Annotated in this window: 24 protein-coding genes and 1 tRNA gene; 13 read left to right on the top strand and 12 right to left on the bottom strand. The window is 51.4% G+C overall.

All coding sequences use genetic code 11. The features are described 5' to 3' along the window. Positions 1 to 420: 420 nt before the first annotated feature. The 3 genes from BOW06_RS02090 to rplM all read right to left on the bottom strand — a co-directional run bounded on the left by BOW06_RS02090 (position 421) and on the right by rplM (position 1,406). A tRNA-Gln gene (locus BOW06_RS02090) sits at positions 421 to 494 on the bottom strand. 64 nt (positions 495 to 558) lie between these two features. Then, on the bottom strand, positions 559 to 951 hold the full coding sequence (gene rpsI / locus BOW06_RS02085) for a 30S ribosomal protein S9 (RefSeq protein WP_043116412.1): 393 nt from the start codon (positions 949 to 951) through the stop codon (positions 559 to 561). Between the two features lie 26 nt (positions 952 to 977). After that, positions 978 to 1,406 (bottom strand): 50S ribosomal protein L13, encoded by a 429-nt coding sequence (gene rplM, locus BOW06_RS02080; RefSeq protein WP_043116414.1) that lies wholly within the window; start codon positions 1,404 to 1,406, stop codon positions 978 to 980. Between the two features lie 236 nt (positions 1,407 to 1,642). Here rplM and BOW06_RS02075 point away from each other — a divergent pair, with 236 nt between their 5' ends. The 3 genes from BOW06_RS02075 (at position 1,643) to BOW06_RS02065 (ending at position 6,770) form a co-directional block, all read left to right on the top strand. Then, on the top strand, positions 1,643 to 3,643 hold the full coding sequence (locus tag BOW06_RS02075; RefSeq protein WP_179116184.1) for an O-linked N-acetylglucosamine transferase, SPINDLY family protein: 2,001 nt from the start codon (positions 1,643 to 1,645) through the stop codon (positions 3,641 to 3,643). A gap of 123 nt (positions 3,644 to 3,766) precedes the next feature. Then, the gene (locus BOW06_RS02070; RefSeq protein WP_052132068.1) at positions 3,767 to 6,097 is read left to right on the top strand and encodes a penicillin-binding protein 1A; all 2,331 of its coding nucleotides are present in this window, start codon (positions 3,767 to 3,769) and stop codon (positions 6,095 to 6,097) included. 76 nt (positions 6,098 to 6,173) lie between these two features. Further along, on the top strand, positions 6,174 to 6,770 hold the full coding sequence (locus tag BOW06_RS02065) for a hypothetical protein (RefSeq protein ID WP_043116415.1): 597 nt from the start codon (positions 6,174 to 6,176) through the stop codon (positions 6,768 to 6,770). A 100-nt stretch (positions 6,771 to 6,870) separates the two neighbouring features. Here the strand turns inward: BOW06_RS02065 and BOW06_RS02060 are convergent, their stop codons facing one another. The 5 genes from BOW06_RS02060 to BOW06_RS02040 form a co-directional block, all read right to left on the bottom strand. Then, complete coding sequence (locus BOW06_RS02060) at positions 6,871 to 8,169, bottom strand: citrate synthase (RefSeq protein ID WP_043116416.1); 1,299 nt, start codon at positions 8,167 to 8,169, stop codon at positions 6,871 to 6,873. Between the two features lie 233 nt (positions 8,170 to 8,402). Then, entirely contained in the window at positions 8,403 to 9,650 is a 1,248-nt protein-coding gene (locus tag BOW06_RS02055; RefSeq protein WP_078454432.1) for a malic enzyme-like NAD(P)-binding protein, read from the bottom strand. A 160-nt stretch (positions 9,651 to 9,810) separates the two neighbouring features. Beyond that, positions 9,811 to 10,011 (bottom strand): 50S ribosomal protein L31, encoded by a 201-nt coding sequence (rpmE, locus tag BOW06_RS02050; protein WP_043116417.1) that lies wholly within the window; start codon positions 10,009 to 10,011, stop codon positions 9,811 to 9,813. 86 nt (positions 10,012 to 10,097) lie between these two features. Then, on the bottom strand, positions 10,098 to 11,324 hold the full coding sequence (locus tag BOW06_RS02045; protein ID WP_144077455.1) for a zinc-ribbon and DUF3426 domain-containing protein: 1,227 nt from the start codon (positions 11,322 to 11,324) through the stop codon (positions 10,098 to 10,100). A gap of 29 nt (positions 11,325 to 11,353) precedes the next feature. Further along, positions 11,354 to 12,283: a branched-chain amino acid transaminase gene (locus tag BOW06_RS02040; protein ID WP_078453819.1), complete on the bottom strand. Its 930-nt coding sequence runs from the start codon at positions 12,281 to 12,283 to the stop codon at positions 11,354 to 11,356. 346 nt (positions 12,284 to 12,629) lie between these two features. On the opposite strand from BOW06_RS02040, the gene BOW06_RS02035 reads away from it, so the two are divergent. From BOW06_RS02035 to murU, 5 genes are all read left to right on the top strand, one after another. Continuing rightward, positions 12,630 to 13,217, top strand: a complete 588-nt coding sequence (locus tag BOW06_RS02035) for a hypothetical protein (protein ID WP_043116419.1) — start codon at positions 12,630 to 12,632, stop codon at positions 13,215 to 13,217. 11 nt (positions 13,218 to 13,228) lie between these two features. Further along, complete coding sequence (locus BOW06_RS02030) at positions 13,229 to 13,795, top strand: hypothetical protein (protein WP_052132070.1); 567 nt, start codon at positions 13,229 to 13,231, stop codon at positions 13,793 to 13,795. A 255-nt stretch (positions 13,796 to 14,050) separates the two neighbouring features. Then, complete coding sequence (gene trxA / locus BOW06_RS02025; RefSeq protein WP_043116420.1) at positions 14,051 to 14,377, top strand: thioredoxin TrxA; 327 nt, start codon at positions 14,051 to 14,053, stop codon at positions 14,375 to 14,377. Between the two features lie 121 nt (positions 14,378 to 14,498). Further along, on the top strand, positions 14,499 to 15,758 hold the full coding sequence (gene rho, locus BOW06_RS02020) for a transcription termination factor Rho (RefSeq protein ID WP_043116793.1): 1,260 nt from the start codon (positions 14,499 to 14,501) through the stop codon (positions 15,756 to 15,758). Between the two features lie 5 nt (positions 15,759 to 15,763). Beyond that, entirely contained in the window at positions 15,764 to 16,444 is a 681-nt protein-coding gene (gene murU, locus BOW06_RS02015; RefSeq protein ID WP_306292323.1) for an N-acetylmuramate alpha-1-phosphate uridylyltransferase MurU, read from the top strand. Between the two features lie 94 nt (positions 16,445 to 16,538). On the opposite strand, the gene speA is transcribed toward murU, so the two are convergent. Next, the gene (gene speA, locus BOW06_RS02010) at positions 16,539 to 18,398 is read right to left on the bottom strand and encodes a biosynthetic arginine decarboxylase (protein WP_043116422.1); all 1,860 of its coding nucleotides are present in this window, start codon (positions 18,396 to 18,398) and stop codon (positions 16,539 to 16,541) included. Between the two features lie 75 nt (positions 18,399 to 18,473). Between speA and speE the strand changes: the two genes are divergently transcribed. After that, positions 18,474 to 19,313, top strand: a complete 840-nt coding sequence (gene speE, locus BOW06_RS02005; protein ID WP_043116423.1) for a polyamine aminopropyltransferase — start codon at positions 18,474 to 18,476, stop codon at positions 19,311 to 19,313. A 64-nt stretch (positions 19,314 to 19,377) separates the two neighbouring features. Here speE and BOW06_RS02000 read toward each other — a convergent pair whose 3' ends face one another. From BOW06_RS02000 to BOW06_RS01990, 3 genes are read right to left on the bottom strand one after another with little or no spacing between them, the layout of a single operon-like run. Further along, a complete protein-coding gene (locus BOW06_RS02000; protein ID WP_043116424.1) occupies positions 19,378 to 20,646 on the bottom strand; it encodes an ammonium transporter AmtB in 1,269 nt (422 codons plus the stop codon). A gap of 20 nt (positions 20,647 to 20,666) precedes the next feature. Beyond that, positions 20,667 to 21,005: a P-II family nitrogen regulator gene (locus tag BOW06_RS01995; RefSeq protein ID WP_043116425.1), complete on the bottom strand. Its 339-nt coding sequence runs from the start codon at positions 21,003 to 21,005 to the stop codon at positions 20,667 to 20,669. A gap of 52 nt (positions 21,006 to 21,057) precedes the next feature. Next, entirely contained in the window at positions 21,058 to 21,699 is a 642-nt protein-coding gene (locus BOW06_RS01990) for a TorF family putative porin (protein WP_043116426.1), read from the bottom strand. A gap of 442 nt (positions 21,700 to 22,141) precedes the next feature. On the opposite strand from BOW06_RS01990, the gene pilM reads away from it, so the two are divergent. Genes pilM through BOW06_RS01970 form a run of 4 tightly spaced genes read left to right on the top strand, consistent with a single transcriptional unit; the run spans position 22,142 to position 24,873 of the window. Next, complete coding sequence (gene pilM, locus BOW06_RS01985; protein WP_078454413.1) at positions 22,142 to 23,203, top strand: type IV pilus assembly protein PilM; 1,062 nt, start codon at positions 22,142 to 22,144, stop codon at positions 23,201 to 23,203. 1 nt (position 23,204) lies between these two features. Then, positions 23,205 to 23,759 carry a PilN domain-containing protein gene (locus tag BOW06_RS01980; RefSeq protein ID WP_043116428.1) on the top strand — a complete coding sequence of 185 codons (555 nt, stop codon included), beginning with the start codon at positions 23,205 to 23,207 and terminating at the stop codon, positions 23,757 to 23,759. Further along, complete coding sequence (locus tag BOW06_RS01975) at positions 23,756 to 24,358, top strand: type IV pilus inner membrane component PilO (RefSeq protein WP_043116429.1); 603 nt, start codon at positions 23,756 to 23,758, stop codon at positions 24,356 to 24,358. The genes BOW06_RS01980 and BOW06_RS01975 overlap by 4 nt, the downstream gene beginning before the upstream one ends. Further along, positions 24,355 to 24,873: a pilus assembly protein PilP gene (locus BOW06_RS01970; RefSeq protein WP_043116431.1), complete on the top strand. Its 519-nt coding sequence runs from the start codon at positions 24,355 to 24,357 to the stop codon at positions 24,871 to 24,873. The genes BOW06_RS01975 and BOW06_RS01970 overlap by 4 nt, the downstream gene beginning before the upstream one ends. Position 24,874 lies beyond the last annotated feature (1 nt).

Raw genomic sequence — 24,874 nt, 5'->3', positions numbered from 1 at the left:
AATAGAGACATGTACCTTACCGTAAAGAGTAACGCCTGCGTTTGCTGCTGGAGCCGCAACTGCAACAGCAATGGCTGCTGCGATGATTGATTTTTTCATAAAAACAATTCCTTTGTTCGATAAAGATGTGGGTATATCTCTATACCTGTTTGTTGAGCGGAGCATCTTGCTCAGGTCGCAGTATAGGTAACCAAATCTGCCACGGCAAGAAAAACATGTGAAAAATACCACATTTATAAACAATGTTGAAAAAAGACTACACTATCTACCTAAGTGCAGGTTTATATTGAGTTTATTTGTGGGCAGCTGCAGCTGGTTATTGAGGGGTGCTGTAGAAGGGGGAGCGCAGGATGGGGGGTGGTCGGATTGTCATTAATGGAAGAAACGCAAAAAAGCCCCGTAGGGCTTTTTGCTTTTTTGTGGCTGGGGAAGAGGGATTTGAACCCCCGTTGACGGAGTCAGAGTCCGTAGTCCTGCCGCTAGACGATTCCCCAAATGAGGTTGTTCAAATAAAAAGGCCGAAGCCAGAGACTTCGGCCTTTTGCAGAAGGCTGCGAATTAACGCTTTGAGAACTGCGGACGCTTGCGCGCCTTGTGCAGACCGACCTTTTTACGTTCAACCATACGGGCGTCACGAGTCAGGAAGCCTGCTTTGCGCATTGTGCTGCGAAGCTCTTCGTTGTATTCAACCAGTGCACGTGCAATGCCGTGGCGAATAGCGCCGGCCTGGCCACTGTTGCCACCACCGCTGACGGTGATCTTGATGTCGAGTTTGTCGGCCATCTCGGTCATTTCGAGCGGCTGGCGCACGATCATGCGGGCTGTTTCGCGGCCGAAGAAGTTCTCCAGCGTGCGATTGTTAACAGTGATAGTGCCGTTACCGGGCGTGATGAAAACGCGAGCCGCTGATGTTTTGCGACGACCTGTTCCATAATTATGGGCTTGTGCCATGCTGCTTACTCTTTAAATAATAAAAGTTAGATTTCCAGCGCCTGTGGCTGCTGGGCTTCATGGGTGTGTGCCGGACCGGCGAAGACACGCAGTTTCTTGAACATGGCGCGCCCCAGCTTATTGCTTGGAAGCATGCCACGCACGGCGCTCTCGAGGACGCGCTCAGGGGCTTTCTGAAGCTGTTTTTCGAGTGAAATCGACTTCAGGTTGCCTACATAGCCAGTGTGATGATGGTACATCTTCTGCTGCATCTTGTTACCGGTCACGTGTACTTTCTCGGCGTTGATGACGACGATATAGTCACCTGTGTCAACGTGAGGCGTGTACTCGGCCTTGTGCTTGCCGCGCAGACGGCGTGCGATTTCAGTCGCCAGGCGACCCAGTGTTTTGCCTTCGGCATCCACGACATACCAGTCACGGCGTACTTCGGCAGGTTTTGCGCTAACGGTAGTCATCCGCTTGATCCTTAACAAAAATTCGATTTAGTTAATTGGCCCGCACTAATCAATAGGAAGGCCCCGCGGGGAATTTCCCCACGAAAGGGCGCGAATCTTACCGGATAAATCAGCAGAAGACAACAGGAATTGCGAAAAGATCGGGGGCTGCGGTAGAAAGGTTATCGCTAGAGAGCTACAAGAGGCTTTATTGTATGATGCTACGGGGTTTATTTACAGGTGAATGAGTGGTAATGATGAAACAGGCGGCGACAGCAGAAGTCTCTTCCATGCTTGAAAAAGGGCATGCCTACGCGGCGAAAGGAAATTACCGGCAGGCACTGAAGCTCTTCAACAAGGTGCTTGCAAAAGCGCCTGACAGTTCTGCGGCCTGGTATAACAAGGCATTGGCTCAAAATTTTCTTAACCAGGTTCCGCAAGCTCTGGAGTCATTCGACAAAGCGCTTGCGTTGGCGCCGAATGATGTTGATGCCTGGTTTGCGAAAGGGGTGACACTGGCTGACAGCAATCGACACAAGGCAGCGCTGGAGTGTTATTTCAAGGCGCTGGAGATAGATCCCGGTTTTGACCAGGTCTGGATGAATATCGGCATGGCATATGCCGATCTTGGTAATAACGCGGAGGCGCTGAACTGGTACGACAAGGATTTACTTGTCAGGCCAACAGATACGGAGGTGCTTCTTTGCAAGGGTCGCGCGCTGGAAAAACTTCATCGCGGCAGAGAGGCTATAGAAAGCTATAAAAGGGCGCTGTCAATCACTCCTGATGATGCCGAAATCCTGTTGATGTGCGGTAATTTCGCCAGGAATGGGCAGCGCCTTGATGAGGCGCTCGAGTATTTGCAAAAAGCGATGCAAAATAACCCGGACCTGGAGATGTTGTCTGGCATCTATCTGTCAACAAAGATGCAATTGAGTGACTGGAGCGGATTTGATGAACTGAGGCGCTTGGTTGTGCAGAAGTTAAAGAGGAAAGAGTCCGCCATATCACTGTTCAAATTGATGGAACTGATGGATGATCCAGCTTTGCAATTGTCAGCGGCGAAAGTTGAAGCGCAGGCAGATAGGGTGGCAGGGGCGGCGCCGGACAGGGCCACTCTCACACAGCAGGGCGAAAAAATCCGTATCGGCTACTTTTCAGCCGACTTCCGCGAGCATCCAATGGCATACCTGCTGGAGGAGTTGATCTCACTCCATGATCGCGAGCGTTTTGAACTTGTCGCGTTCTCTTTTGGTCCCGGGGGAGATGATGATGCGATGCGCCTCAGGCTGCAGAGGTTGTTTGACCGTTTTGTCGATGTCAATGATAAAAGTGATGAAGATGTTACCGCCATGTCAAGAGAGGCGGGGATTGATGTTGCGATAAACCTTGGCGGATACACAAAGCATGCAAGGAACGGGATATTCGCGCTGCGGGCTGCACCTCTGCAGGTCAGCTTCCTCGGATATCCCGGAACAATGGCTGTGGATTACATGGATTATATTATCGCTGACAGGTTTGTCGTGACGCAGGAGTCGAGGCGTTATGTTTCCGAATCCGTGGTGACTATGCCGGGTACCTATTTCCCCACAAGCCGGCAATATCAGGTGTCTGCCTATCCTGTCAGTCGCAGTCAGCAGGGCTTGCCTGAGTCGGGCTTTGTGTTTTGCTGTTTTAATCGCAATGAAAAGATTCTTCCGGAAAGATTTCAGATCTGGATGCGGATTCTCGAGGCTGTTCCCGGCAGTGTTTTGTGGCTCTACACCGGATCGAACAGGGAGACGGCTGAAGATAATCTTTGTAGCGAGGCAGAAAAGGCAGGAATTAGCAGAGACCGTCTCGTGTATGCAAGCCGTGTAGATCATGATGTGCACCTCGCACGCCATCGTCTCGCTGACCTGTTTCTGGATACGCTTCCCTATAATGCCCACACAACGGCCACGGATGCCCTGTGGCTGGGGCTTCCGGTGCTGACGCAGATCGGCAAGGCATTTCATGCCAGGGTCGCAGCCAGTCTGTTACATGCTGTCGGCTTGCCGGAGTTGATTACTGAAACAGCCGAAGAGTACGAGGCACTGGCGATCGAATTGGCGACAAACAGAGTCAAGTTACAGGCAATCAGGGATAAATTGGTGGCAAACAGGGATGCAACCGCCCTGTTTAATACCAAGGATTACACCAGGAGTCTGGAAAAAGCCTACCGTGAGATGACCGGGCGTTACCGGCGTGGTGAAAAAGCTGCCGATATCGTTGCGTAGTTGTGACGTGGTTCAAATAGAGTCGATTATCCGGTTTGGGCGATGTGGTGCTAAAATGACCAGTCTCCTGTTAATTTATACGAATCATCACATTAATAGTGGTGAGCGACGTGCTGTAGAAATATGAAATCAATTGGTCAATTCATCAATTTTCTCCTCGCTATGGTGATGACCGGCGGCATGCTGGTTTCTCTCGGCATCGCTTCGGCATGGTTCTATCTCGACTCTCAGCTGCCTGATGCCGAGCAACTGCGTGATGTTCGCTTGCAGATTCCGCTACGTATCTATTCAGCCGAAGGAGATATGATCTCGGAATATGGCGAGAAACGTCGTGAACCCCTGACGCGCGAAGAGATTCCGGATGCGATGGTGAAGGCGATTCTGGCTGTTGAGGATTCCAACTTTTATACCCACCCGGGGGTTGACTACAAGGGCCTGCTGCGTGCTGCTGTCAGTCTCATCAAGACTGGGCGCAAGAAACAGGGCGGCAGTACCATCACCATGCAGCTGGCGCGTAATTTTTTCCTTTCACCCGAGAAGAGCTATAAGCGAAAATTCCTGGAGATCCTGCTTGCACTGCGTGTTGAGCGGGAGCTTGAGAAGGATGAAATCCTGACGCTTTACCTTAACAAGGTGTATCTCGGCCACAGATCTTACGGCATCACTTCGGCAGCGCATACTTACTATAATAAAGAACTCGACGAGTTGAGCCTGGCCGAGATTGCCATGATCGCAGGCCTGCCCAAGGCGCCATCATCGAATAATCCGCTGACGAATCCCGAGCGTGCGTTGAAACGCCGCAATCATGTTCTCAAGCGTATGCATACACTTGAGCATATCAGTGATGCCGTCTACGAGGCAGAAACAGCGAAACCAATCACAGCTTCTCGCTATACGCCTGAAATCGAACTCGGGGCGGCCTATATAGGCGAGATGGTCCGTGCCGAAATGGTCGAGCGTTTCGGTGATGCGGCCTATACCGGCGGTTATCACGTCCACACAACGGTTAAGACCCGGCTGCAGCGAGCCGCAAACAAGGCGTTGCGAACAGCGCTCGATGCCTATGACATGCGTCATGGCTATCGTGGTCCCGAGACACAGATCGTTGGTTGGCAGGATGCCAATGAGCGCGCCCGGCAGCTTGGCCGGTTACTGGCAGTCGGAAACTTGCTGCCGGTGATTGTCGTGGATATCCCCTCGGAGCGTGAGATTGTTGTCGAGCACGCAGATGGAAGCCGACGCACAATAGGCTGGCAAGGGCTCAAATGGGCTTCGCCCTATGTGTCGGTCAACCGTCTCGGCAAGGAGCCGAAGAGAGCGGTGGATATAGTCTCTTTGGGCGATCTTGTACGAATTGCTTATGTAGAGAATGAAAAAGACAAGCAGGGCGAGTTGCGCAGTTACTGGCGACTTGCGCAGATCCCCAAGGCGCAGGGTGCACTCGTATCGCTCGATCCGCACACGGGAGCAGTGATAGCACTTGCAGGCGGCTATGATTTTTTTCACAGCAAATTCAATCGTGTTACCCAGGCTTCGCGCCAGCCCGGCTCGGGTTTTAAGGGATTTATCTATTCTGCCGCCCTCGCTGCAGGCTTTCAGCCATCAAGTATCATCAATGATGCGCCAGTGGTTATCGAGGATGTGACGCTTGATTCGGGTGTGTGGAAACCATCAAATGCAAATCGCAAATTTACCGGTCCTACGCCACTACGCCAGGGACTCGCTTTTTCCAAGAACCTGATTTCGATTCGCCTGCTGCGCAGTATCAGTATCGATTTTGCTCTCGACCATGTCACTCGCTTCGGTTTTGACAAGGATAAACTGCCAGACGGTCTTGCCCTGGCGCTCGGCAGTGCCGAGGTGACACCGTTGATGATGGCTCGTGCATACAGTGTCTTTGCCAATGGTGGTTTCCTGGTTAATCCGTTCCAGATTGTGCGTATCGAACAGGAAGGTGTCGGCACGATTTACCGGGCAAAACCACTCAGGGCCTGCGAGGTGTGCCCTGCAGATGAACAGGCACCGAGGACTGTGAGCGCGGAAAACCGCTATCTGATCTATTCGATGATGAAGGATGTCATCAACATGGGTACGGGCAAGGATGCGAAAGTACTTGGACGCAAGGATCTTGCAGGTAAAACTGGCACGACAAACGACTACAAGGATGCCTGGTTCAACGGATACAACGAATCACTGGTTGCGGTTGCCTGGGTCGGCCTGGATAACTCGCTGACACTCGGCCGTCGTGAATTTAGTGGGCGTGCAGCCTTACCCGCCTGGATAGATTATATGCGCGTGGCGCTGGATGGGGTTCCGGAGACCGAGCCGCAGCAGCCTGAAGGCATCGTCCATAATGGCGCTGATTTCGAGGACGTCACGGTCGAGGCGATTTTCAATCCGGAAGTACTTGATGTGCTGGATGAGAAGCCGCAAGCTGAGGATGACCTTTTTTGATGTGGACCCCGGGTCAAGCCCGGGATGACGAGCTTGTGTCGGGATGGCTGGTTTGTGCCGGGATCAGGGGGTAAGTATGAAACAGAAGATTGCCGAAGAGGCAGCCCGGCTGTTAACCGAGGCGGGTACAGTCGATTATGGCTGGGCGCGGCGCAAGGCAACGCAACGTCTCGGTGTCAGCAGGGAGCGCGAACTGCCCGATATGATGATGATCGAGACCGCTTTCAGAAATTATCAGAAGCTTTTCCGTCCGCAGGATATCTCCTGCGTGGCAGTCCAACACGAAGCAGCAGCCGAGATGATGTCATGGCTTGAGCCATTCTCACCACACCTCGCTGGTCCACTTGCACGCGGTATTTCGGCGCCAAGAGCCGATATTCTCATTTACGTCTACGCAGATTCACCCAAGGAGCTGGTATTTACCCTGATGGAGAAGCAGCTGGTGTGGGAGAGTGATGACCTGTTGCTCGACAACCAGCAGCCGGTGCAGCTCTTTTTTGTCCCGCATGCGGGACAGCAATTTCGCTTGTTGCTGTTACCACTTTCGAGCCTGCGACAGCCACCTGTGGACGAAGTAACGGGCAGGCGTGATGCTGGGTTGAATCTGAAGCAGTTGCAGAACTTGGTGGGCAATCGCCCCGGGGATGGGGTTCCTGCAACAACACCTCTGTAGGGTCACGTAACTGAGTGGAGACCCGGAATCTGATTATTGTGCAGGATTCAGATCCCCGCTTTCGCGGGGATGGCGGCCATCCAGTCGTCTCGGGGGGCTCTTACTTCCGATACTGCATGGCAACGTGACTGCGTTCCGCCTCACCATCATAGAGCTGGCGAGGACGGCCAATACGGTTGCTTGGGTCGTCCATCATTTCCATCCAGTGTGATACCCATCCGGAAGTACGTGCGATGGCGAACAGCGGTGTGAACATGTTTTTCGGGAATCCCAGGGCGCGGTAGATAATGCCCGAGTAGAAGTCGACGTTCGGGTAGAGCTTGCGCTCGACGAAGTAGTCATCTTCCAGTGCGATTCTCTCTAGTTCGCGAGCGAGGTCAAACAGCGGCGTGTCTTCACCGACATAACGCTCTAGCACTTCATCTGCAACCTCACGGATGATCTTGGCACGCGGATCATAGTTCTTGTAGACACGGTGACCAAAGCCCATCAGGCGGAAGGGGTCATCTTTGTCCTTGGCGCGTTCAATATATGCCGGGATATTTTTTACGTCGCCGATCTCATGCAGCATATCTAGAACTGCCTCGTTTGCACCACCATGCGCCGGGCCCCATAGTGAAGCAATACCGGCAGAGATACAGGTGAATGGGTTCGCGCCTGATGATGCCGCAAGGCGTACTGTCGAGGTACTGGCGTTCTGTTCGTGGTCGGCATGCAGGATAAAGAGCACGTTAAGCGCACGTTCGGCGACCGGGTCAAGCTTGAAATCACAGCATGGGGTCGAGAACATCATGCGCAGGAAGTTGCCGCAGTACTCGTACTCGTTTCGCGGGTAGACGAAAGGCTCGCCATTGTTACGTTTATAGGCAGCTGCTGCGATGGTCGGAACCTTGGCGATCATGCGTTGGGCAGAAAACTCACGATGCTCCGGGTTATTGATATCAAGAGAGTCGTGGTAAAAAGCTGATAGCGAGCCCATTACGCCGACCATCATTGCCATCGGGTGCGAATCGTAGCGGAAACCCTTGAAGAAGTTTGTCAGGGATTCATTGATCATCGCATAGCGGTGCATGTCGGTGACAAACTTGTCATGTTGTTCGCTGTTTGGCAGGTCGCCATACATCAACAGGTAGGCAACCTCGGTGTAGGCGCATTTGGCAGCGAGTTGCTCTATGGGATAGCCGCGGTAGCGCAGAATGCCCTCGTCACCGTCAATATAAGTGATGGAACTGTTACAGCTGGCAGTGGATACAAAGCCCTGGTCGTAGGTAAACAGGCCTGTTTTACCGTAGAGCTTCGAGATATCGATCGTTCCCGGTCCCTCTGTGCCGTGAAGCACGGGGAATTCATGTGATTCTCCGGTGCGGTTCACTGTTAGTGTGACTGTTTCATCACTCATTGGTGATCTCCTTGGTATGGTAGTTATAGGTGCATATGATGCAATGCACAAAATATTTTATCAAGGCATTGTAACGGAAATTAACACCCTATGTGGAGCCTAAGTCATTGATTTATGGTTGTGGCGGGGTCTAAATTGAAGTAATTCCATCATTGTCCCGCTCTTGGGGGGAGGAATTGGGTGCTTCACCCGGACGACTAAATTCCTGCCATCCGGGTGGTTTTAATGCCCGATCAGGCGGCAGGGGCCTTGGCAACACCCGAATCGATTGCTGCCTGCTTGACGGCGTTGGAAACGCGCTCGCGTAGGCGTGAATCAAGCGGCTTGGGGATAATGTAGCCCGGGCTAAATTCGAGAGAATCCAGTTCGTATGCCTCCAGAACATCCTGTGGCACTGCTTCATGGGTCAGCTCTTTCAGTGCATGGACTGCGGCAATCTGCATCTCGCTGTTGATACAGGTGGCACGTGCGTCGAGTGCACCACGGAAGATGAAGGGAAAGCCGAGAACATTATTTACCTGGTTCGGGTAATCACTGCGGCCTGTGGCCATGATCATATCATTACGTACCTTGTTAGCCACTTCCGGGCGAATCTCTGGTACCGGATTGGATAGTGCAAAAACAATCGGCTTGTCAGCCATGCTGGCAAGCATCTCTTCAGTAATCAGGTCAGGTCCGGAGACCCCGATGACGATATCTGCGCCATTCATGGCGTCAGCAAGTGAGCGCCTGTCTGTATCCACGGCAACACCCTGCTTGTAGATGTTCAGGTCATCGCGCCCTGTGTGGATGACACCCTTGCGATCGATTGCGTAGATGTTGCCAGGCTGAGCGCCGAGTGAGATAAGCAGGCGAATGGTGGCAATACCGGCAGCACCGGCGCCGATGATCACGATACTGGCATCGGCAAGCTGTTTCTCTTGTAGTTGCAGCGCGTTCAATAGTCCTGCCGCGATGATGATGGCAGTTCCGTGCTGGTCATCGTGGAACACGGGGATATCCAGGGCTTCCTTGAGCGCATCCTCAATCTCGAAACAGTGTGGCGCGGCAATATCCTCGAGGTTGATGCCGCCAAAAGTGGGGGCAATCTGTTTGACTGTTTCAATGAAAGCCTGCGGGCTGGGTGCGTCTACTTCAATATCGAATACATCGATGTCGGCAAAGTGTTTGAAAAGTACACCCTTGCCTTCCATGACGGGTTTGCCGGCAAGTGAACCGACGTTGCCAAGACCAAGTACTGCGGTGCCGTCGGTGATGACACCAACCAGGTTGCCCTTGGCCGTGTAGCGATAGGCGTCTTCGATATTATCGGCGATGCGCCTGACCGGTTCCGCAACACCCGGAGTGTAGGCAAGCGACAAGTCGTGCTGAGTTTTGGTTGGTTTGGTGACTTCTGTGGCAATTTTTCCTGGTTTTGGTTGCTCGTGGTAGAGGAGCGCGGCGTCGTTGATCTCTTTGTCGGCGTTGTCTGTCTTGCTCATCAGCTGATCCTTATTGGCTTGGCGGGTGTTGTTGTCATGACGTTTTAAAATAGTAGGATTACTGCAAAGCAGCATTCGAGCTGCTGATTATGCACCATTTTTGGCTGAGCACAAAAAAAGGCACCGCGAGGGTGCCTTTTCGTCCGCTTGTACTGCGCTTTTATCGAGCGTAACGCTTGCGGAATTTGTCCACACGACCGCCGGTACTGGCTGCTTTCTGCTGGCCAGTGAAAAACGGGTGGCAAGCAGAGCAGACTTCAACGGCCAGGTCTTTGCTCAGCGTTGATTTGGTCTCGAAGCTGTTGCCACAGCTACAGGTCACTGTGATCTCATTGTATTCTGGATGGATATCTGCTTTCATTGCCTTACACTCAAATCGTCCACAAAATCGGGAATCGCGAGATTCTACAGAAGCAATTACTCCTGCGCAAGGCTTTTTACGCCGGTTTAGAGGAACTCCAGCAGAAATCCGACGACATCACTGGATGAGCTCTCCACGAGAAAGCTGATCTCTACCTCTTCACCCGCACCTATGACGCCTTGATCACTGTTTTGCAGGTAGGCTTCCGGTTTGATTCTCTGTCGCACCCGGCTGATGCCATATTTATCCGTCAGGGTTAGCTCGATTGTGGGATAGGGCTGGGGCCAGATTGCCCGGTTGGCAACAGTCAGGTGCAGATCAAACAGGTTGTCACTGTTTTCAACACGTGTGAACAGGCGGTTGGTCAGTTCAAGTTCATCTGGTGAGCGAATCATGGGAGGCGTCATGCCAAGCATTTCGCTGGCCGAGGCCATGGTTTTGTAGACCGCAGGGTTGTCACGGAAGGACCAGGCCAGTTGCACACACAGAACGAGTACCAGTACGCCGGCAGCAATATGCCAACCGGGTCTGCTGCGAGTCTCTTCTTGCGTCTCTTCTATTCTGACTTCGGGCACATCTACCGGAACTTCTCTTGGTGAATGAGTCGCGGCAGGGTGCCTTTCAGCTTTTCGTGGTCTTCGATCAGGTCTGAGTCCGCGAATTGCCGTGCTGTAACCACGGCCTTTGCTGGATTCAGTCGCGCTCGGCTTCTCTTTTCTCACTCTTGGTGTGAGATTGTCCAGATCAGGCTCTTGTTCAGCTGTGGGACTGTCGGTTGCGCAAGCTGCTTTATCTTTTCTTTGCTGGCCGTCGTCAGGCTTTTGCTTTCGTGCAGGCGTGGGAGCCTGCTCAGTCCTGGGCTTTGACCTGGTCTTTGGCTTGGATTTAGGTTTAGGCCTGGGTTTGGGTCTTGGCGCTGGTTTTGGCGCAGGCTCCGGCTCTGGAACTGGTTCAGGTTCGGGCTTTGGAACTGGTTCAGGCTCTGGCTCAGGTTCAGGTTCAGGTTCAGGTTCAGGTTCAGGTTCAGGTTCAGGTTCAGGTTCAGGTTCAGGTTCAGGTTCAGGTTCAGGCTCAGGCTCAGGCTCAGGCTCAGGCTCAGGCCTTGTTTGGCTTTCTTCTATAGTGTGCCTCATTTCCGGGGCCGTCTCGCGCACCTCTTCAGGGGATGACTCACTGGCCCCGGCAGCTGGTCCGGGTATGGTGAAGATACCCTTACACAAGGCGCAATGGGCATCCTGGCCGACTTTCGCAGCAAGGGCAGCCGTCATGCGATAGGTTGCGCCACAATGCGGACACTGAATTGTACCTTTCAAAACCATGATTCAGGCCGGCCTAGCGCTGCTTAGACATAGGCCAGCCACTCTTCGTGCTCGGCACTGCGTCCGTGGACAGCATCAAAATAGAGTGTCTGGAGTTTTTCCGTGACCGGACCGCGCGATCCACAGCCGATTGTGCGTCCGTCAAGCTCACGGATTGGCGTGACTTCGGCTGCCGTTCCGGTAAAGAAGGCTTCATCGGCGATATAGACTTCGTCGCGCGTGATGCGATTTTCAATCACTGGCGTGCCCAGCTCATCTGCAAGTTGCATGATGGTACGGCGCGTGATTCCGTCGAGAGCAGATGCAAGATCGGGTGTGTAAATTTTACCATCTCGAACGATAAAGATATTTTCACCGCTGCCCTCCATAACAAAACCGTTGCTATCCAGCAGCAAGGCTTCATCATAACCGGTGTCGAGAGCCTCTTTCAGTGCCAGCATTGAATTCATATAGTTTCCGTTGGCCTTGGCACGACACATGGTGATGTTGACATGGTGGCGAGTAAAAGAGGAGGTGCGAATACGGATGCCCTTGGTCATACCTTCTTCACCAAGATAGGAGCCCCAGCTCCAGGCAGCGATCATGACATGAGTGCGCAGGTTGTCCGCGCGCAAACCCATTCCTTCAGAGCCGTAGAAGACCATCGGGCGGATATAGGCAGACTCAAGGCTGTTCTCACGCACCGAGGCAAGCTGTGCCTGATTGAGTGTGTCACTATCGAAGGGGATTTCCATACCGAGAATATGTGCCGATTCGTACAGGCGCTTGGTATGCTCTTCAAGACGAAAGATCGCCGTGCCTTTTTCTGCATGATATGCGCGCACACCCTCGAATACACCCATACCATAATGCAGTGTGTGGGTGAGTACGTGAACCTTGGCATCTCGCCATGGAACCATCTCTCCATCAAGCCAGATCAGGCCGTCACGGTCTGACATAGTGGGCTGGGTCATCGGGGGTCCTCTTTTTTACGTGGGAAGAATTCAATTCAATTTTTGATTATACTGAGTGTCAGCACGACTTGTCATTGTGTAGTTGAAAAAATAGTACGCAGTATAGTATTTCAGGGTGCTGTAGAGCAGAAAACCATCTAATACAGTAGTGTGAAGCGCCGGAAGATAAATTTCCTGTCTTGGTGAAAGATCAATTTGAAGGGTATCTGCTAACGGGCAAATCGAATTCAAAAACAAAAAGATGGCCTGCCGCATGAAATTAGTCTACAATATAAGTATTAGCTAATAAAACGATAGAGCTCGTAGCACGGGTTCACTGGTTTCTCCTTTTTCTGCTGAGAAAAAAATGGTTGAAGAGAATAAAAAAAGCTTTCCGATAAGCGATGACGAGAACGTACGCGAACAGCAGTTTCGCCGTGCCGTCAGTTCGTTTGAGGGAATCATTCTCAGCCAGATTGAGATGAAGAACAAGCTGGCTGTCCGGCTTAACTACAGTATCGTTGCGGGCATTCTCATTCTCGGCATGATCGCTATCTCGATCCTGATCCTGCTACTGACACTCTCTTCCCAAGTCAACCGGATGAATGCGGTCGTGACCGATATGAACCATAACTTTACCCAGGTTGCTGACCAGATGACGGCCATGAAAAGTTATGTCGGTTCGATGGAAACACGCGTGGCACAACTTAACGAAATACGTGATTACACCTCAATCATGGATTCGGAAATGGAGTTTGTCTCTTCTGACATGGACGATATGCTGAACAGGATCAGTGGTATCGGTGAGAACGTACATGGTGTTCGCACCAAGGTCGATAGTATCTCCAACACGGTTGATCGAATGGATTTTGAGGTTGTGCGCATGCGCTACGATATGAAGGATATGGCAAGACCTTCTCGCACTTTGAACAAAATGTTCCCTTTTCTGGATTAGGAGTCTGAACCATGACAGAAGAGAATATTAACCAGGGAACATCAGATTCTGAACGTTGTGATTCCAGGGAGACCTGGATCAAGGTAATCGGAAAGCTGGGTCGTGAAACACAGCTCCACCTTGACGAGCGCTATCGCTCATTCCAGATTACTGACTACATTATTCATGCCGTCTCAATCATGCTGGCGATTCTTGCGATCTTCAACGTCTACTATGTCACGGTGCTGTATCGTGATCTCAACGGCATTGTCGAGAACATGGATTCGATGCATGCCAACCTGCAGGTGATTCGTGGCGACATGGTTGAAATTACCGGCACTGTCAGTGATCTCAATAGCCATATCAGCAACATGGACGAGATTACCGGACATATGGGGAGCATGACGACCCGGTTGACCAACGTACGTCATAACATGGATGGCATATCCGAACATATGGGTGCGATTGCAGAAGAGATGGGGCTGCTGGATATCGGCATGTCCAATATCGACTACCGCACCAGTAATATGTCATATAGCGTATCCGGCATGCGTTACGAGACACGTCAGATGTCGCGCCCGATGGGTATTATGCCCTGAAGTCGCTGATTTCTATTCAACGGGCGGTGCTTTCCCTTCCGCAGTAAAAATCAAAAAAAATGGTTTTTTGGCTTGAAAAGGCTTGCGTTATAGGATCAAATAGCAATCACATTTCTGGCCAAAAGGCCGAGTTACAATGGTTTCTGGTCAAATCCTGGCATAAATAACAAGTACATGATCTGACCTGATACCGTATGCATGCGCGTTGATTCTACGCTGTATGTTATCCCGGAATTCGCAATACGGAGACCTTCATTGAGCGAAACAATTATAGAAGTGACGGACGATTCTTTTGAGGCCGATGTTCTCAACTCGAGTGAGCCGGTACTTGTAGATTACTGGGCCGAGTGGTGTGGCCCATGCAAAATGATTACACCAGTACTTGAAGAGATTGCAGGTGAGTATGCCGGCAAACTCAAGGTTGCCAAGCTGAACATCGATGACAATCCCGATACGCCGCCAAAATTCGGCATTCGTGGCATTCCGACACTGATGATATTCAAAGGTGGTGATGTTGAGGCTACCAAGGTTGGTGCCTTGTCGAAGTCACAGCTGACCGCATTTATCGATAGCAACCTGTAATATGACTCCTTGCCGTCCTTGTGACGGCAAGGTAAACCAATAACAATTTCAGAAAACAACCCTCACCCAATGGATGCCTTCCAGCATCCAGAATTCTGACCTCCAGATGAAGAACGACCTAATGAATCTGACCGAACTGAAAAAAATGCCCATCCCGGAACTGGTAAAACTCGCACAGTCGATGGATATCCAGGAAACCGGACGCTCACGCAAACAGGATCTGATATTTTCCATCCTCAAGGCGCACGCCAAAAAGGGGGAGGATATCTACGGAGATGGTGTTCTCGAGATACTCTCCGATGGTTTTGGCTTTCTGCGCTCAGCAGATAGTTCTTTCCTTGCAGGGCCGGATGATATCTATGTTTCGCCAAGCCAGATTCGTCGTTTCAGTCTGCGTACAGGCGACAGTATTTCAGGAAAAATTCGTCCGCCAAAGGAGACGGAGCGTTATTTCGCGCTGCTGAAAATTGATAAGATCAATTTCGACAAGCCGGAAAATGCTAAGAACAAGATTCTTTTCGAAAACTTCACGCCGCTGTTTGCGAACAAGAAGTTCAAGCTCGAGGTAGGCAACGGCAGTACCGAGGATATTACCGCACGTACGATTGAACTGGTTGCGCCCATTGGCAAGGGTCAGCGTGGTCTCATCGTATCGCCTCCCAAGGCCGGTAAAACCATGCTGATGCAGAACATCGCACAGAGCATTGCCAACAATCATCCCGAGGTGCATCTCATCGTGCTGCTGATTGATGAGCGCCCCGAGGAAGTGACAGAGATGGCGCGCTCGGTACGAGGTGAAGTTGTTTCATCAACCTTTGATGAGCCTGCCGCACGTCACGTGCAGGTTGCCGAGATGGTGATTGAAAAAGCCAAGCGTCTCGTCGAGCACAACAAGGATGTTGTTATCCTGCTTGACTCGATTACCCGCCTGGCCCGAGCATACAACACGGTAGTGCCATCGTCAGGTAAGGTGCTTACCGGTGGTGTTGACGCCAATGCACTGCAGCGCCCCAAGCGTTTTTTTGGTGCGGCACGTAACGTTGAAGAGGGTGGCTCGCTGACAATTATCGCCACGGCACTGGTCGATACCGGCTCGCGTATGGATGATGTAATCTACGAGGAGTTCAAGGGCACGGGAAACATGGAAGTGCATCTTGATCGCCGCATTGCTGAGAAGCGCATCTTCCCGTCTATCAATATCAACCGTTCGGGTACGCGTCGCGAAGATCTGCTGATGCCGGCAGCCGAACTGCAGAAGATGTGGATTCTGCGCAAGATACTCCACCCGATGGACGAGGTCGCCGCGATGGAGTTCCTGTTTGACAAGCTCAAGCAAACCAAGACCAATGATGAATTCTTTGAGTCAATGAAGAAGAAATAGCCGTCATGCCAGGCATGATGCGCCAGCCAGTAACAGCCATGATTCTCGCCGCTGGACGCGGCGAGCGCATGCGCCCCCTCACAGACCATACACCCAAACCCCTGCTGCCCATTGCAGGGAAGCCACTGATTACCCATCATATTGAACGTATCGCCAGCGCCGGTTTGCGTCAGCTGGTGATTAATCATGCGTGGTTGGGTGAGCAGATTGAAACCGCGCTTGGCGACGGCTCTGCCTACGGTGTTGAGATCAGTTATTCGGCAGAGGGTGAGGCGCTTGAAACTGGTGGTGGTATATTCAGGGCACTGCCTCTGCTTTCTGATCCTTTTCTTGTGGTCAACGGCGATATCTGGATGACGCCTGATTATGCATCGCTTCAGATCGAAGACGATGATCTTGCACACTTGTTGATGGTGGATAATCCACAACACAACCCACAAGGTGATTTCGCCCTGGAGCAGGGGCGATTACAGCAGCAGGGTGAAACAAGGCTGACGTTCAGCGGTGTCGGCATCTATCGCAAGGCACTGTTTGAAGGATACGGTGACGGCAAGTTTCCACTCGCACCATTATTACGGGAAGCGATGGATGCGGGGCGTGTCGGCGGTTCGCACTACCAGGGCACATGGATTGATGTTGGTACTTCCGAGAGGTTGCAAGAGCTCGATCTTATGTTGAGTTCTTGAGGGTAGTATTTCTTCCGGCATCAATGTGATTGTAGGAGCCCCGTCTCGGGGCGATTGAATGCAGTTTTGTCATCGAGATCACGAGACACCACTCCTACATTTCGTGATATGAGTATCCGGTCAGACCGGATGAGAGTTCCTCCAACCAGGCGGAGCGGGTATTTGCATCTAGATTGGCATTTTCGAGCAATTTCTCATATCTGTTCAGCATCTTCTGCGGATCAAAGTGAACATATTCCAGCAGTTCATCAATGGCATCGCCTTTTTCAATTTCAGTTATTTCAAAACCATCCACAGTGACTTCGACGTTAATGGCATGTGTGTCACCAAACAAGTTATGCATGTCGCCGAGGATCTCCTGGTAGGCACCGACCAGGAAAATTCCGAGGAGGTAATGACTCTCATCAGTTGTATGCAAGGGCAGGGTTGATTCAATTCCGTCAGCATCAACATAGCTGCTGATACAGCCATCAGAGTCACATGTCAGATCATGCAGTATCGCGTTGCGCTGTGGTTCTTCATTGAGCCTTGTCAGCGGCATGATGGGGAAAATCTGGTCAATTGCCCAGACGTCAGGTGTTGATTGAAACAGTGAGAAATTGATGAACAGCTTGTCCGCAAGTTGCAAGTTGAGGCGATCAAGCAGGTCCCTGTCACGTCGCCTGTCGGCCCTGAGACGAGGGCGGATCAGTTGGCAAAGTTTGATGTAGAGCTGTTCTGCATGGCTCCACTGTTGCAGGTTGATTTCCCCGTTCTCGAATAGTGTTAATGATTCATCCAGAAGGTATCGTGCCTCTTCGTGAATTTCATTTGGTGACAGTGAATCGATTTGCTGTTGCAGACCTGACAGCTTGGTGATTGCACTGCATACTTCCATAACGGGGAGAGTTTTGGAGTCAGATGCAATCGGATCGCTGTCGATGATGTTGGTAATCAGCACTGCATGATGAGCTGTCAGGGCCCTGCCTGATTCAGTGAAGATGTCAGGTTCTGGCACATCGTTGTTGCGACAGCTGTTCTGTATGCTCTCGATAATGGTGCGGGCATAGTTCTCCAGGGTGTAGTTGATGGAGCAGTAGTGACGTGAAGCTGTGCCCTCGTAGTCGATGCCGAGACCGCCACCGACATCGACGATTTTGATGTCTGCTCCAAGGTTGCGGAGCTCAGCATAGTAACGACTTGCCTCGTTCACGCCTTTGGCAATATCTCGCAGATTGGGGATTTGTGAGCCGATATGAGAGTGCAGCAGTTGCAGCCAGTGTAAGTGACCGTTGCTCTTGAGTTGTTCAACAAGGGTGATCAGTTGGGTTGCAGTTAGGCCGAATTTTGCCTTCTCGCCACCTGAATTTTGCCAGTTACCGGATGCGGATGCAGCGAGTCGAACACGTACACCGAGCAGGGGTTCGACACCCAGAGATGCGCTCTCTTCTTCAATCAGCTGCAGCTCGCTGGCTTTCTCAATGACGATGTAGAGTTGTAGTCCGAGTGCGCGCCCGATTAGTGCAAGACGGATATATTCACGATCCTTGTAGCCGTTGCAGACAATCACGCTGCCTTTTTCGGATAGTGCCATGACGGCCATCAGTTCAGGTTTTGAACCTGCCTCGAGACCAACGCAGCCTTTCCCGCCGGTGACGATCTGTTCGATCACGGTTCTCTGCTGGTTGACCTTTATCGGGTAGATACACTGGTAGTTGCCCTTGTAATCAGCTTCGTGGGCAACGGCGCTGAATGTTTCGCACAGGCTGCGTGCGCGGTGGCGCAGGATACCCGGAAAGCGTACCAGTAGTGGAAGATCCAGTTGCTTGTCACGGGCAGATGCAGCGATTTCAACGAGTGCTTGCCGATGACCATCGAGATGCGTCTCGAGTTGTCCGGTAGCGGAAATGGAAAAATAGCCGTTACCCCAGCGGGTAACGCCATAGTGCTGATTTTTTTCCGATTCATTTTGCATGGTTTGTGATCTTGCTTGCGCCCCAGGGTTTTGAGAGATAATGTTCGCTGATTATTCACTCCAAGGGAACCTGAAATGTTGGACAGAAACTGGTTTTCAGAGGCGATGGACGGAACTGGTTCGGCCATCTCGCTAAAAATCACCGGCAAGCTTCATGAAGAGACCTCGAATTATCAGAAGATCGAGGTTTATGAAACGACTGAGTGGGGTAACCTGATGGTGATCGATGATTGCACCATGGTGTCGACGCGGGATAATTTTCTCTACCATGAAATGATGTCGCACCCGGCACTCTTCACGCATCCTGCACCGAAAAATGTAGCCATCATTGGAGGGGGAGACTGCGGTACGCTGCGCGAGGTGCTCAAGCATACGGAAGTCGAGCATGCTACCCAGATCGATATCGACGAACGCGTAACGCGTGTTTCCGAAATCTACTTTCCCGAGTTGTGTGAATCGAATAACGATCCGCGTGCCGAGTTGCTGTTTATTGATGGAATCAAGTGGATGCAGGAAGCGCAGCCGGGTTCGCTTGATGTCATCATTGTCGACAGCACCGATCCTGTTGGTCCCGGTAAAGTTCTTTTTAGTGCGGCTTTTTACAAGGCCTGTTTTGAAGCGCTCGGGGAGGATGGTGTTATGGTTCAGCAGAGTGAGTCTCCGTTGTTACACGAGGAGCTGATCAGGTGCATGAGTGCCGATATGCACAAGGCCGGTTTTTTCGCGACACGCCTGCTAAGTTTTCCGCAACCGATCTATCCATCCGGCTGGTGGTCCGCAACGATGGCAGGCAAGGGCGGGCTCGACACTTTTCGTGCCGATGCTGCCAGAGAGCGCTCTTTCGAGACGCGTTACTACAACGAGGGCATTCACCTGGGGGCGCTTGCGACACCGCAGTTCCTGCATGATCTTTGAATTTTTTATTCGAAAAAAAGCCGGGGCAGAGCCCCGGCTTGTTAAGTTGAAGAGTCGGAAATGATCAGTTCTTGACGAATTCCGGATAGGCTTCGAGACCGCACTCTGCGAGATCGACTCCTTCATACTCCTCTTCTTCACTGACACGTACACCCATGATGACCTTGATGATCAGCCATGTGACAAGGCTGACACCGAAGACCCATGCGAAGATGGTGCCTGCGCCAACCAGCTGGCCGAAATAAGTGGTTCCGTCATTGGTCATTGGTACCGCGAGCAGGCCCCAGAGTCCGACAACGCCGTGCACCGAGATGGCACCGACAGGATCATCAATCTTCATTTTATCAAGCGAGATGATCGAGAAGACCACGATAAGGCCACCGACAGCACCGATCAGGGTTGCTTCAAGTGGGCTCGGAGTCGATGGCTCTGCTGTGATTGCAACCAGTCCTGCAAGTGCGCCGTTGAGCAGCATGGTCAGATCGGCCTTGCCAAACAACATGCGTGCTGTAACCAGTGCTGTGACCGCGCCGCCTGCTGCTGCGGTATTGGTATTCAGGAATACCATGGCGACAGAGTTGGCGCTGGCGATATCACCGAGCTTGAGTACTGAACCGCCGTTGAAGCCGAACCACCCCATCCACAGGATGAAGGTACCAAGCGTTGCCAGTGGCAGGTTGGCACCCGGGATCGCATTGATCTTGCCGTCAGCCGTGTACTTGCCTTTACGTGGTCCGAGAACCAGTACTGCGGCAAGGGCAGCTGCTGCACCGGCCATGTGGACGATGCCAGAGCCGGCAAAGTCAGAGAAGCCGAAATCATCACCAAGGCTGTAGAGGCCGAAGACTGATCCGCCGCCCCAGGTCCAGTTGCCTTCCATCGGGTAGATGAAACCAGTCATGACGACTGCAAACAGCAGGAATGCCCAAAGCTTCATGCGTTCGGCAACAGCACCTGAGACAATCGACATGGCAGTTGCCACGAAGACCACCTGGAAGAAGAAATCGGATGCGCCCGAGTAGACCGAGTCGCCGCCGAAACCGTTCTCTGCAGAGGCAGCAAGTGCGTCGTCAACAAGTGAGTCGCCACCGGCAATGCCGCTCAGGAAGAGGTCGCCACCATACATGATCATGTAGCCACAAATCAGGTACATGATGCAGGAGATGGCAAAGAGGGCGACGTTCTTGGTCAGAATTTCGGCCGTGTTTTTTGATCGTACCAGGCCCGCTTCCAGCATTGAGAAGCCTGCAGCCATCCACATGACGAGGGCGCCGCTGACCAGGAAGTAGAAGGTATCGATCGCGTACTGAAGTTCAAATATCTGGTTTTCCATTGTCAATTTCCTCCGTTCGCTTAAATCGCTTCCGTACCGGTTTCACCGGTACGGATACGCACGACCTGCTCGACGCTGGAGACAAAAATCTTGCCGTCTCCGATCTTGCCTGTTTGTGCAGCGCTTGAGATTGCCTCGATAACCTGGTCGAGCACATCGGCCGGAACCACTGCCTCGATCTTGGTTTTCGGCAGAAAGTCCACAACATACTCAGCACCACGGTAGAGTTCTGTGTGTCCTTTCTGACGCCCGAAGCCCTTGACCTCGGTGACCGTGATGCCGGACAGGCCCAGGTCGCCGAGTGCTTCACGTACATCATCGAGCTTAAAAGGCTTGATGATCGCTGTTACCATTTTCATAACTGTTTCTCCTATTCAGATTGTTTCGGCGAGCCGATCAGAAGCTTTTGGATCAGGAAACGACAACTTTCAGGTCATCATCGTCAAACGGGTTCTCTTCAGCTTTCGAGATAGTGAAAGTGAAATCGCCGAAATCACCAGTACTCTTGGTGATGTCAACCTGGCCGTGGGAGTAATCAAGATTGTCTTCGAAGTCGTAATGGCCGACAGTGGCACTGATGTTCCAGCTTTCTGCAGGTTCAAAACCGGCACTTGCCCAGTAGTAGAGATCGCTGTGATCATCCCAGTCTGCGGCGACTGTGTAGGCGATACCGCCTGAAACAGGGCCGTAGCTCAGGTTGAGGTAGAGTTCAGTGAAATTGGAATCGTCGTAGTCATCTGACGGGTAGATGTAGGAGATGAGGCCGACATCATAACCAAGGCCACCTTCGAGTTCGTTTGCATAACCACCATAGATATCAAGCTCAACTCCGGTTGTGCCCCAATCGATGTTGGATGCCCAAGTGCCCAGGTAGAAGCCGCTCTCGTGTGCATAGTCAATGCCACCAGAAACTGCTGGTGCGTCATCTGTCTGGGAAGTGCCGCGCCACAGGTAGTTCGAGGTTACGCCGATATTGGCTGTAATCTCTGCCTGGGCAGTTGGTATTGCCGTCATGGCAAGTGCGCATGCGATTGCTGCGTAGCTCTTTTTCATAGGTATTCCCCTTCAATGATGTTTAATAAAAAAATCTTTAACATTGCTGTCACATGTTGTTAATGCAAGGGGCGTGCCAACATGGTTTTTTTGCTGAAACTTTGAGAAATGCGGTCAAATTTTCCCTGAATGCACAATTGTGAGGCGCTCACCTGGTGCTTGCGCTCGATTCTTGTGCGTTACAAGAGATGTTTGTTCGGATTTCGAAATGGTGAGAAGATTGATACTGCAGTTATGTAAAAAGTGTATTAACAGGCTTGCGTTTCCACTGTTTGCGTGAAATGATTGCCTATATAATTGATTATAAAAAATCGATAATCTACAAGCGTCTGCTGCTAGTATATGAACAGATGCATTACATCGTTTAGGGGAGAGGTTCATTGACCTTGCAGATGTTAAAACTCTTGAGTCAAAAGGCCAGCCGGGTTAAATCTGAACTGATATGAAAGCGCTTTTCGGAATGGGCCCAAAAAGCCTGCTGGGTATTGATATTGGTACCTCGGCAGTCAAGTTGCTGGAACTGGAAGCCGATTCCGGTGACAGTGATTTCTCGCGTATCAAGTCTTTGTCAGTTGTTCCTTTGCCAGAAGGTGCTGTTGAGGGCAAGCAGATTGTCGACCCTGATGACGTGGTTGCGGCATTGGCAGAGGTGGTTAAATTAAGTGGCTCGTCAGTTCGTTCGGTTGCAGCCGCTGTTTCCGGTGTTACCGCGATAACACGAATACTGAAGTTGCCAGCAAATCTTTCCGACAGGGAGATGGAGACTGAGGTTGAGTTTGAGGCAGATAAGAAAATTCCCCAGCCGCTTGACGAGATACGCTATGACTACGACATTCTCGGCCTCTCTGAAGCTGACCCCGATACAGTTGATGTTCTGTTGGTCGCCTCGCGTGAAGACGTTGTTGGTGAACTGACATCCATATTGGAATTGGCCGGCCTGAAACCTGCCGTGATAGACGTTGAATCCTATGCAATCAATCATTGCTACAACCTTGCGCGTAGCGATAGTGAGCCAGAATGCGTTGCCGTGGCTGATATTGGCGCCTCAAGTATCGATTTCCATGTCATGAAAGGTGAAACTGTCTCTTATACACGTGAATACAATTTTGGCGGGCGCGCCTTGACAAGAGCCTTGCAAGGACAATACGGACTCTCTTTTCAGGAAGCTGAAAAGATGAAAGTAGATGAAGACTGGCCCAGTGGCGCACGAGAAAGTGTGGTGCAGGATTTTCTTTCCAGCCTTACACAAGAGGTTCGCGGTGCATTGCAGATTTACCAGGCTGCAGGCAAGGGCGAGAAAATAATGCGCCTTTACCTGGCTGGCGGCTGTGCAGCCATGCCTGGTGTTGAAGAGGTGATTGGAGATGTCCTCGATTTCCCGGTGTCGGTACTCAATCCGTTAACAGATTTGAAACACCCCAGGCGCATTACAGAGGGTAGACTGAAAATGATGGGGCCAGCGATGATTATTGCTTGCGGGCTGGCAACGCGGAGGCCTGATTGATATGGCTAAAATCAATCTACTTCCATGGCGCGAAGCAAGACTTTCGAGACGTAAAACGGAGTTTGTCATCTCCATGCTTGCCGGAATCGCACTGACTTTAGCACTCATGTTGGGCTGGCATTTTCTCAATGAGAGAATCAAGCAGATTCAGGAAGAGAGGATAGATCGCCTGAATGCTGAAATTGCTGCTGTAGATAAAATACTTGCGGAAATAAAGGATATTGACAGGACGCGCAAGCGCCTCCAGATCAAGATTGATGTCATCCAGAAGCTGCAGCGTAGTCGGCCTGAATCAGTTCACCTGATGGATGAGATGGTGACTATGATGCCAGAGGGTGTCTTGTTGGATAAAATCAGTCAGGGCGGGGATAAGATCGAGATTGAAGGTACGGCACAGTCCAATACCCGTGTTTCTGCGTTGATGAGAAATATTTCGGAATCGAACTGGATTACTCAACCGCGCCTGCACGTGATAGAGAACGTCCAGGCAGCAGAAGGTGGAGACAACAAGTTCAGATTGGTATTTTCCCTGAAGCGTGAGGAGGGTGCCAAATGAACCTGTCAGATATAAATGATCTTGATTTCTCGAGAATTGGTGAGTGGCCGGTTGTCGCCAAGTCGTTTGTTGTCCTGGTACTTTGCGCCGCGATCGCCGGCGGTTGGTACTACTACGATATTATGGAGCAGCAAGCTGAGCACGAGAGGTTGCGTAAGGTAGAGATGGAATTGCGTGCGCAGTTTGAATCCAAGCAAGCCAAGGCGATTAACCTTGAGGTGCACAGGCAACAACTGGAGGATATGCGCAGGGCGTTTGGCGTTATGTTGATGCAGTTGCCTGAAAAGAGTGAAGTGGCCAATCTGCTGATTGACGTATCCCAGGCAGGGCTGTTGGCAGGTCTGGAATTCGAGTTGTTTCAGCCTGCAAAGGAAGTGGCCAGAGAGTTCTATACTGAATTGCCTGTCAAGCTCAGGGTCATTGGTGATTATCATGAGTTTGGTGAGTTCGTCAGTACACTGGCATCGATGCCGCGTATTCTCACCGTGCATGATGTCAAAATTTACCGTATTAACGATTCTCTGAGAATGGATGCGGTTGCCAAAACCTATTACTACACCGAGGACGAAGCTTTTTCTCCGAAGGAGGGTGGCAAGTGACCAGTCGTTTTCTGCTACTGACCCTTCCGATTCTGCTGGTGCTAGGTGGCTGCAGTGGCCACGATGATCTTGATGCTTATTTACATGAAGTGAAAAGTCGTCCAGCAGAGCCAATAGAGCCGATTCCAACATTCGAACCACCGGAAATCTATCTCTATGCGTCCGGAGAACTGAATGCGCGAACACCTTTTGTCGTGAATGAGCTGATCATTGACATGGCAAGGGATGACAATGGTATCTTCCCTGATCAATCGAGGCCTCGCGAGGAACTGGAGCAGTTTTCGCTGGATACGCTTAGAATGGTCGGTACCCTTGAGCTTGGTGGTGTAAACTACGGTTTGGTCAAAAACAGGGAAGGCACAGTTTTCAGGGTGCGTGAAGGAAACTACATGGGGCAAAACCATGGGCGTATTACCGGGGTTCATGTGGATCATATCGAGTTGATAGAGATTATCGGTGATCGAATGGGTGGTTATGTAGAGCGCAATTCATCGATTGCACTGGGTGAAAGGTAGC

Origin of the sequence: Solemya velum gill symbiont (assembly GCF_002020255.1) — a bacterium.
GTDB lineage: Bacteria > Pseudomonadota > Gammaproteobacteria > Chromatiales > Chromatiaceae.
Note: the sequence above shows the minus strand (reverse complement) of the source record. Positions and strands in the feature narration are given on the sequence as shown.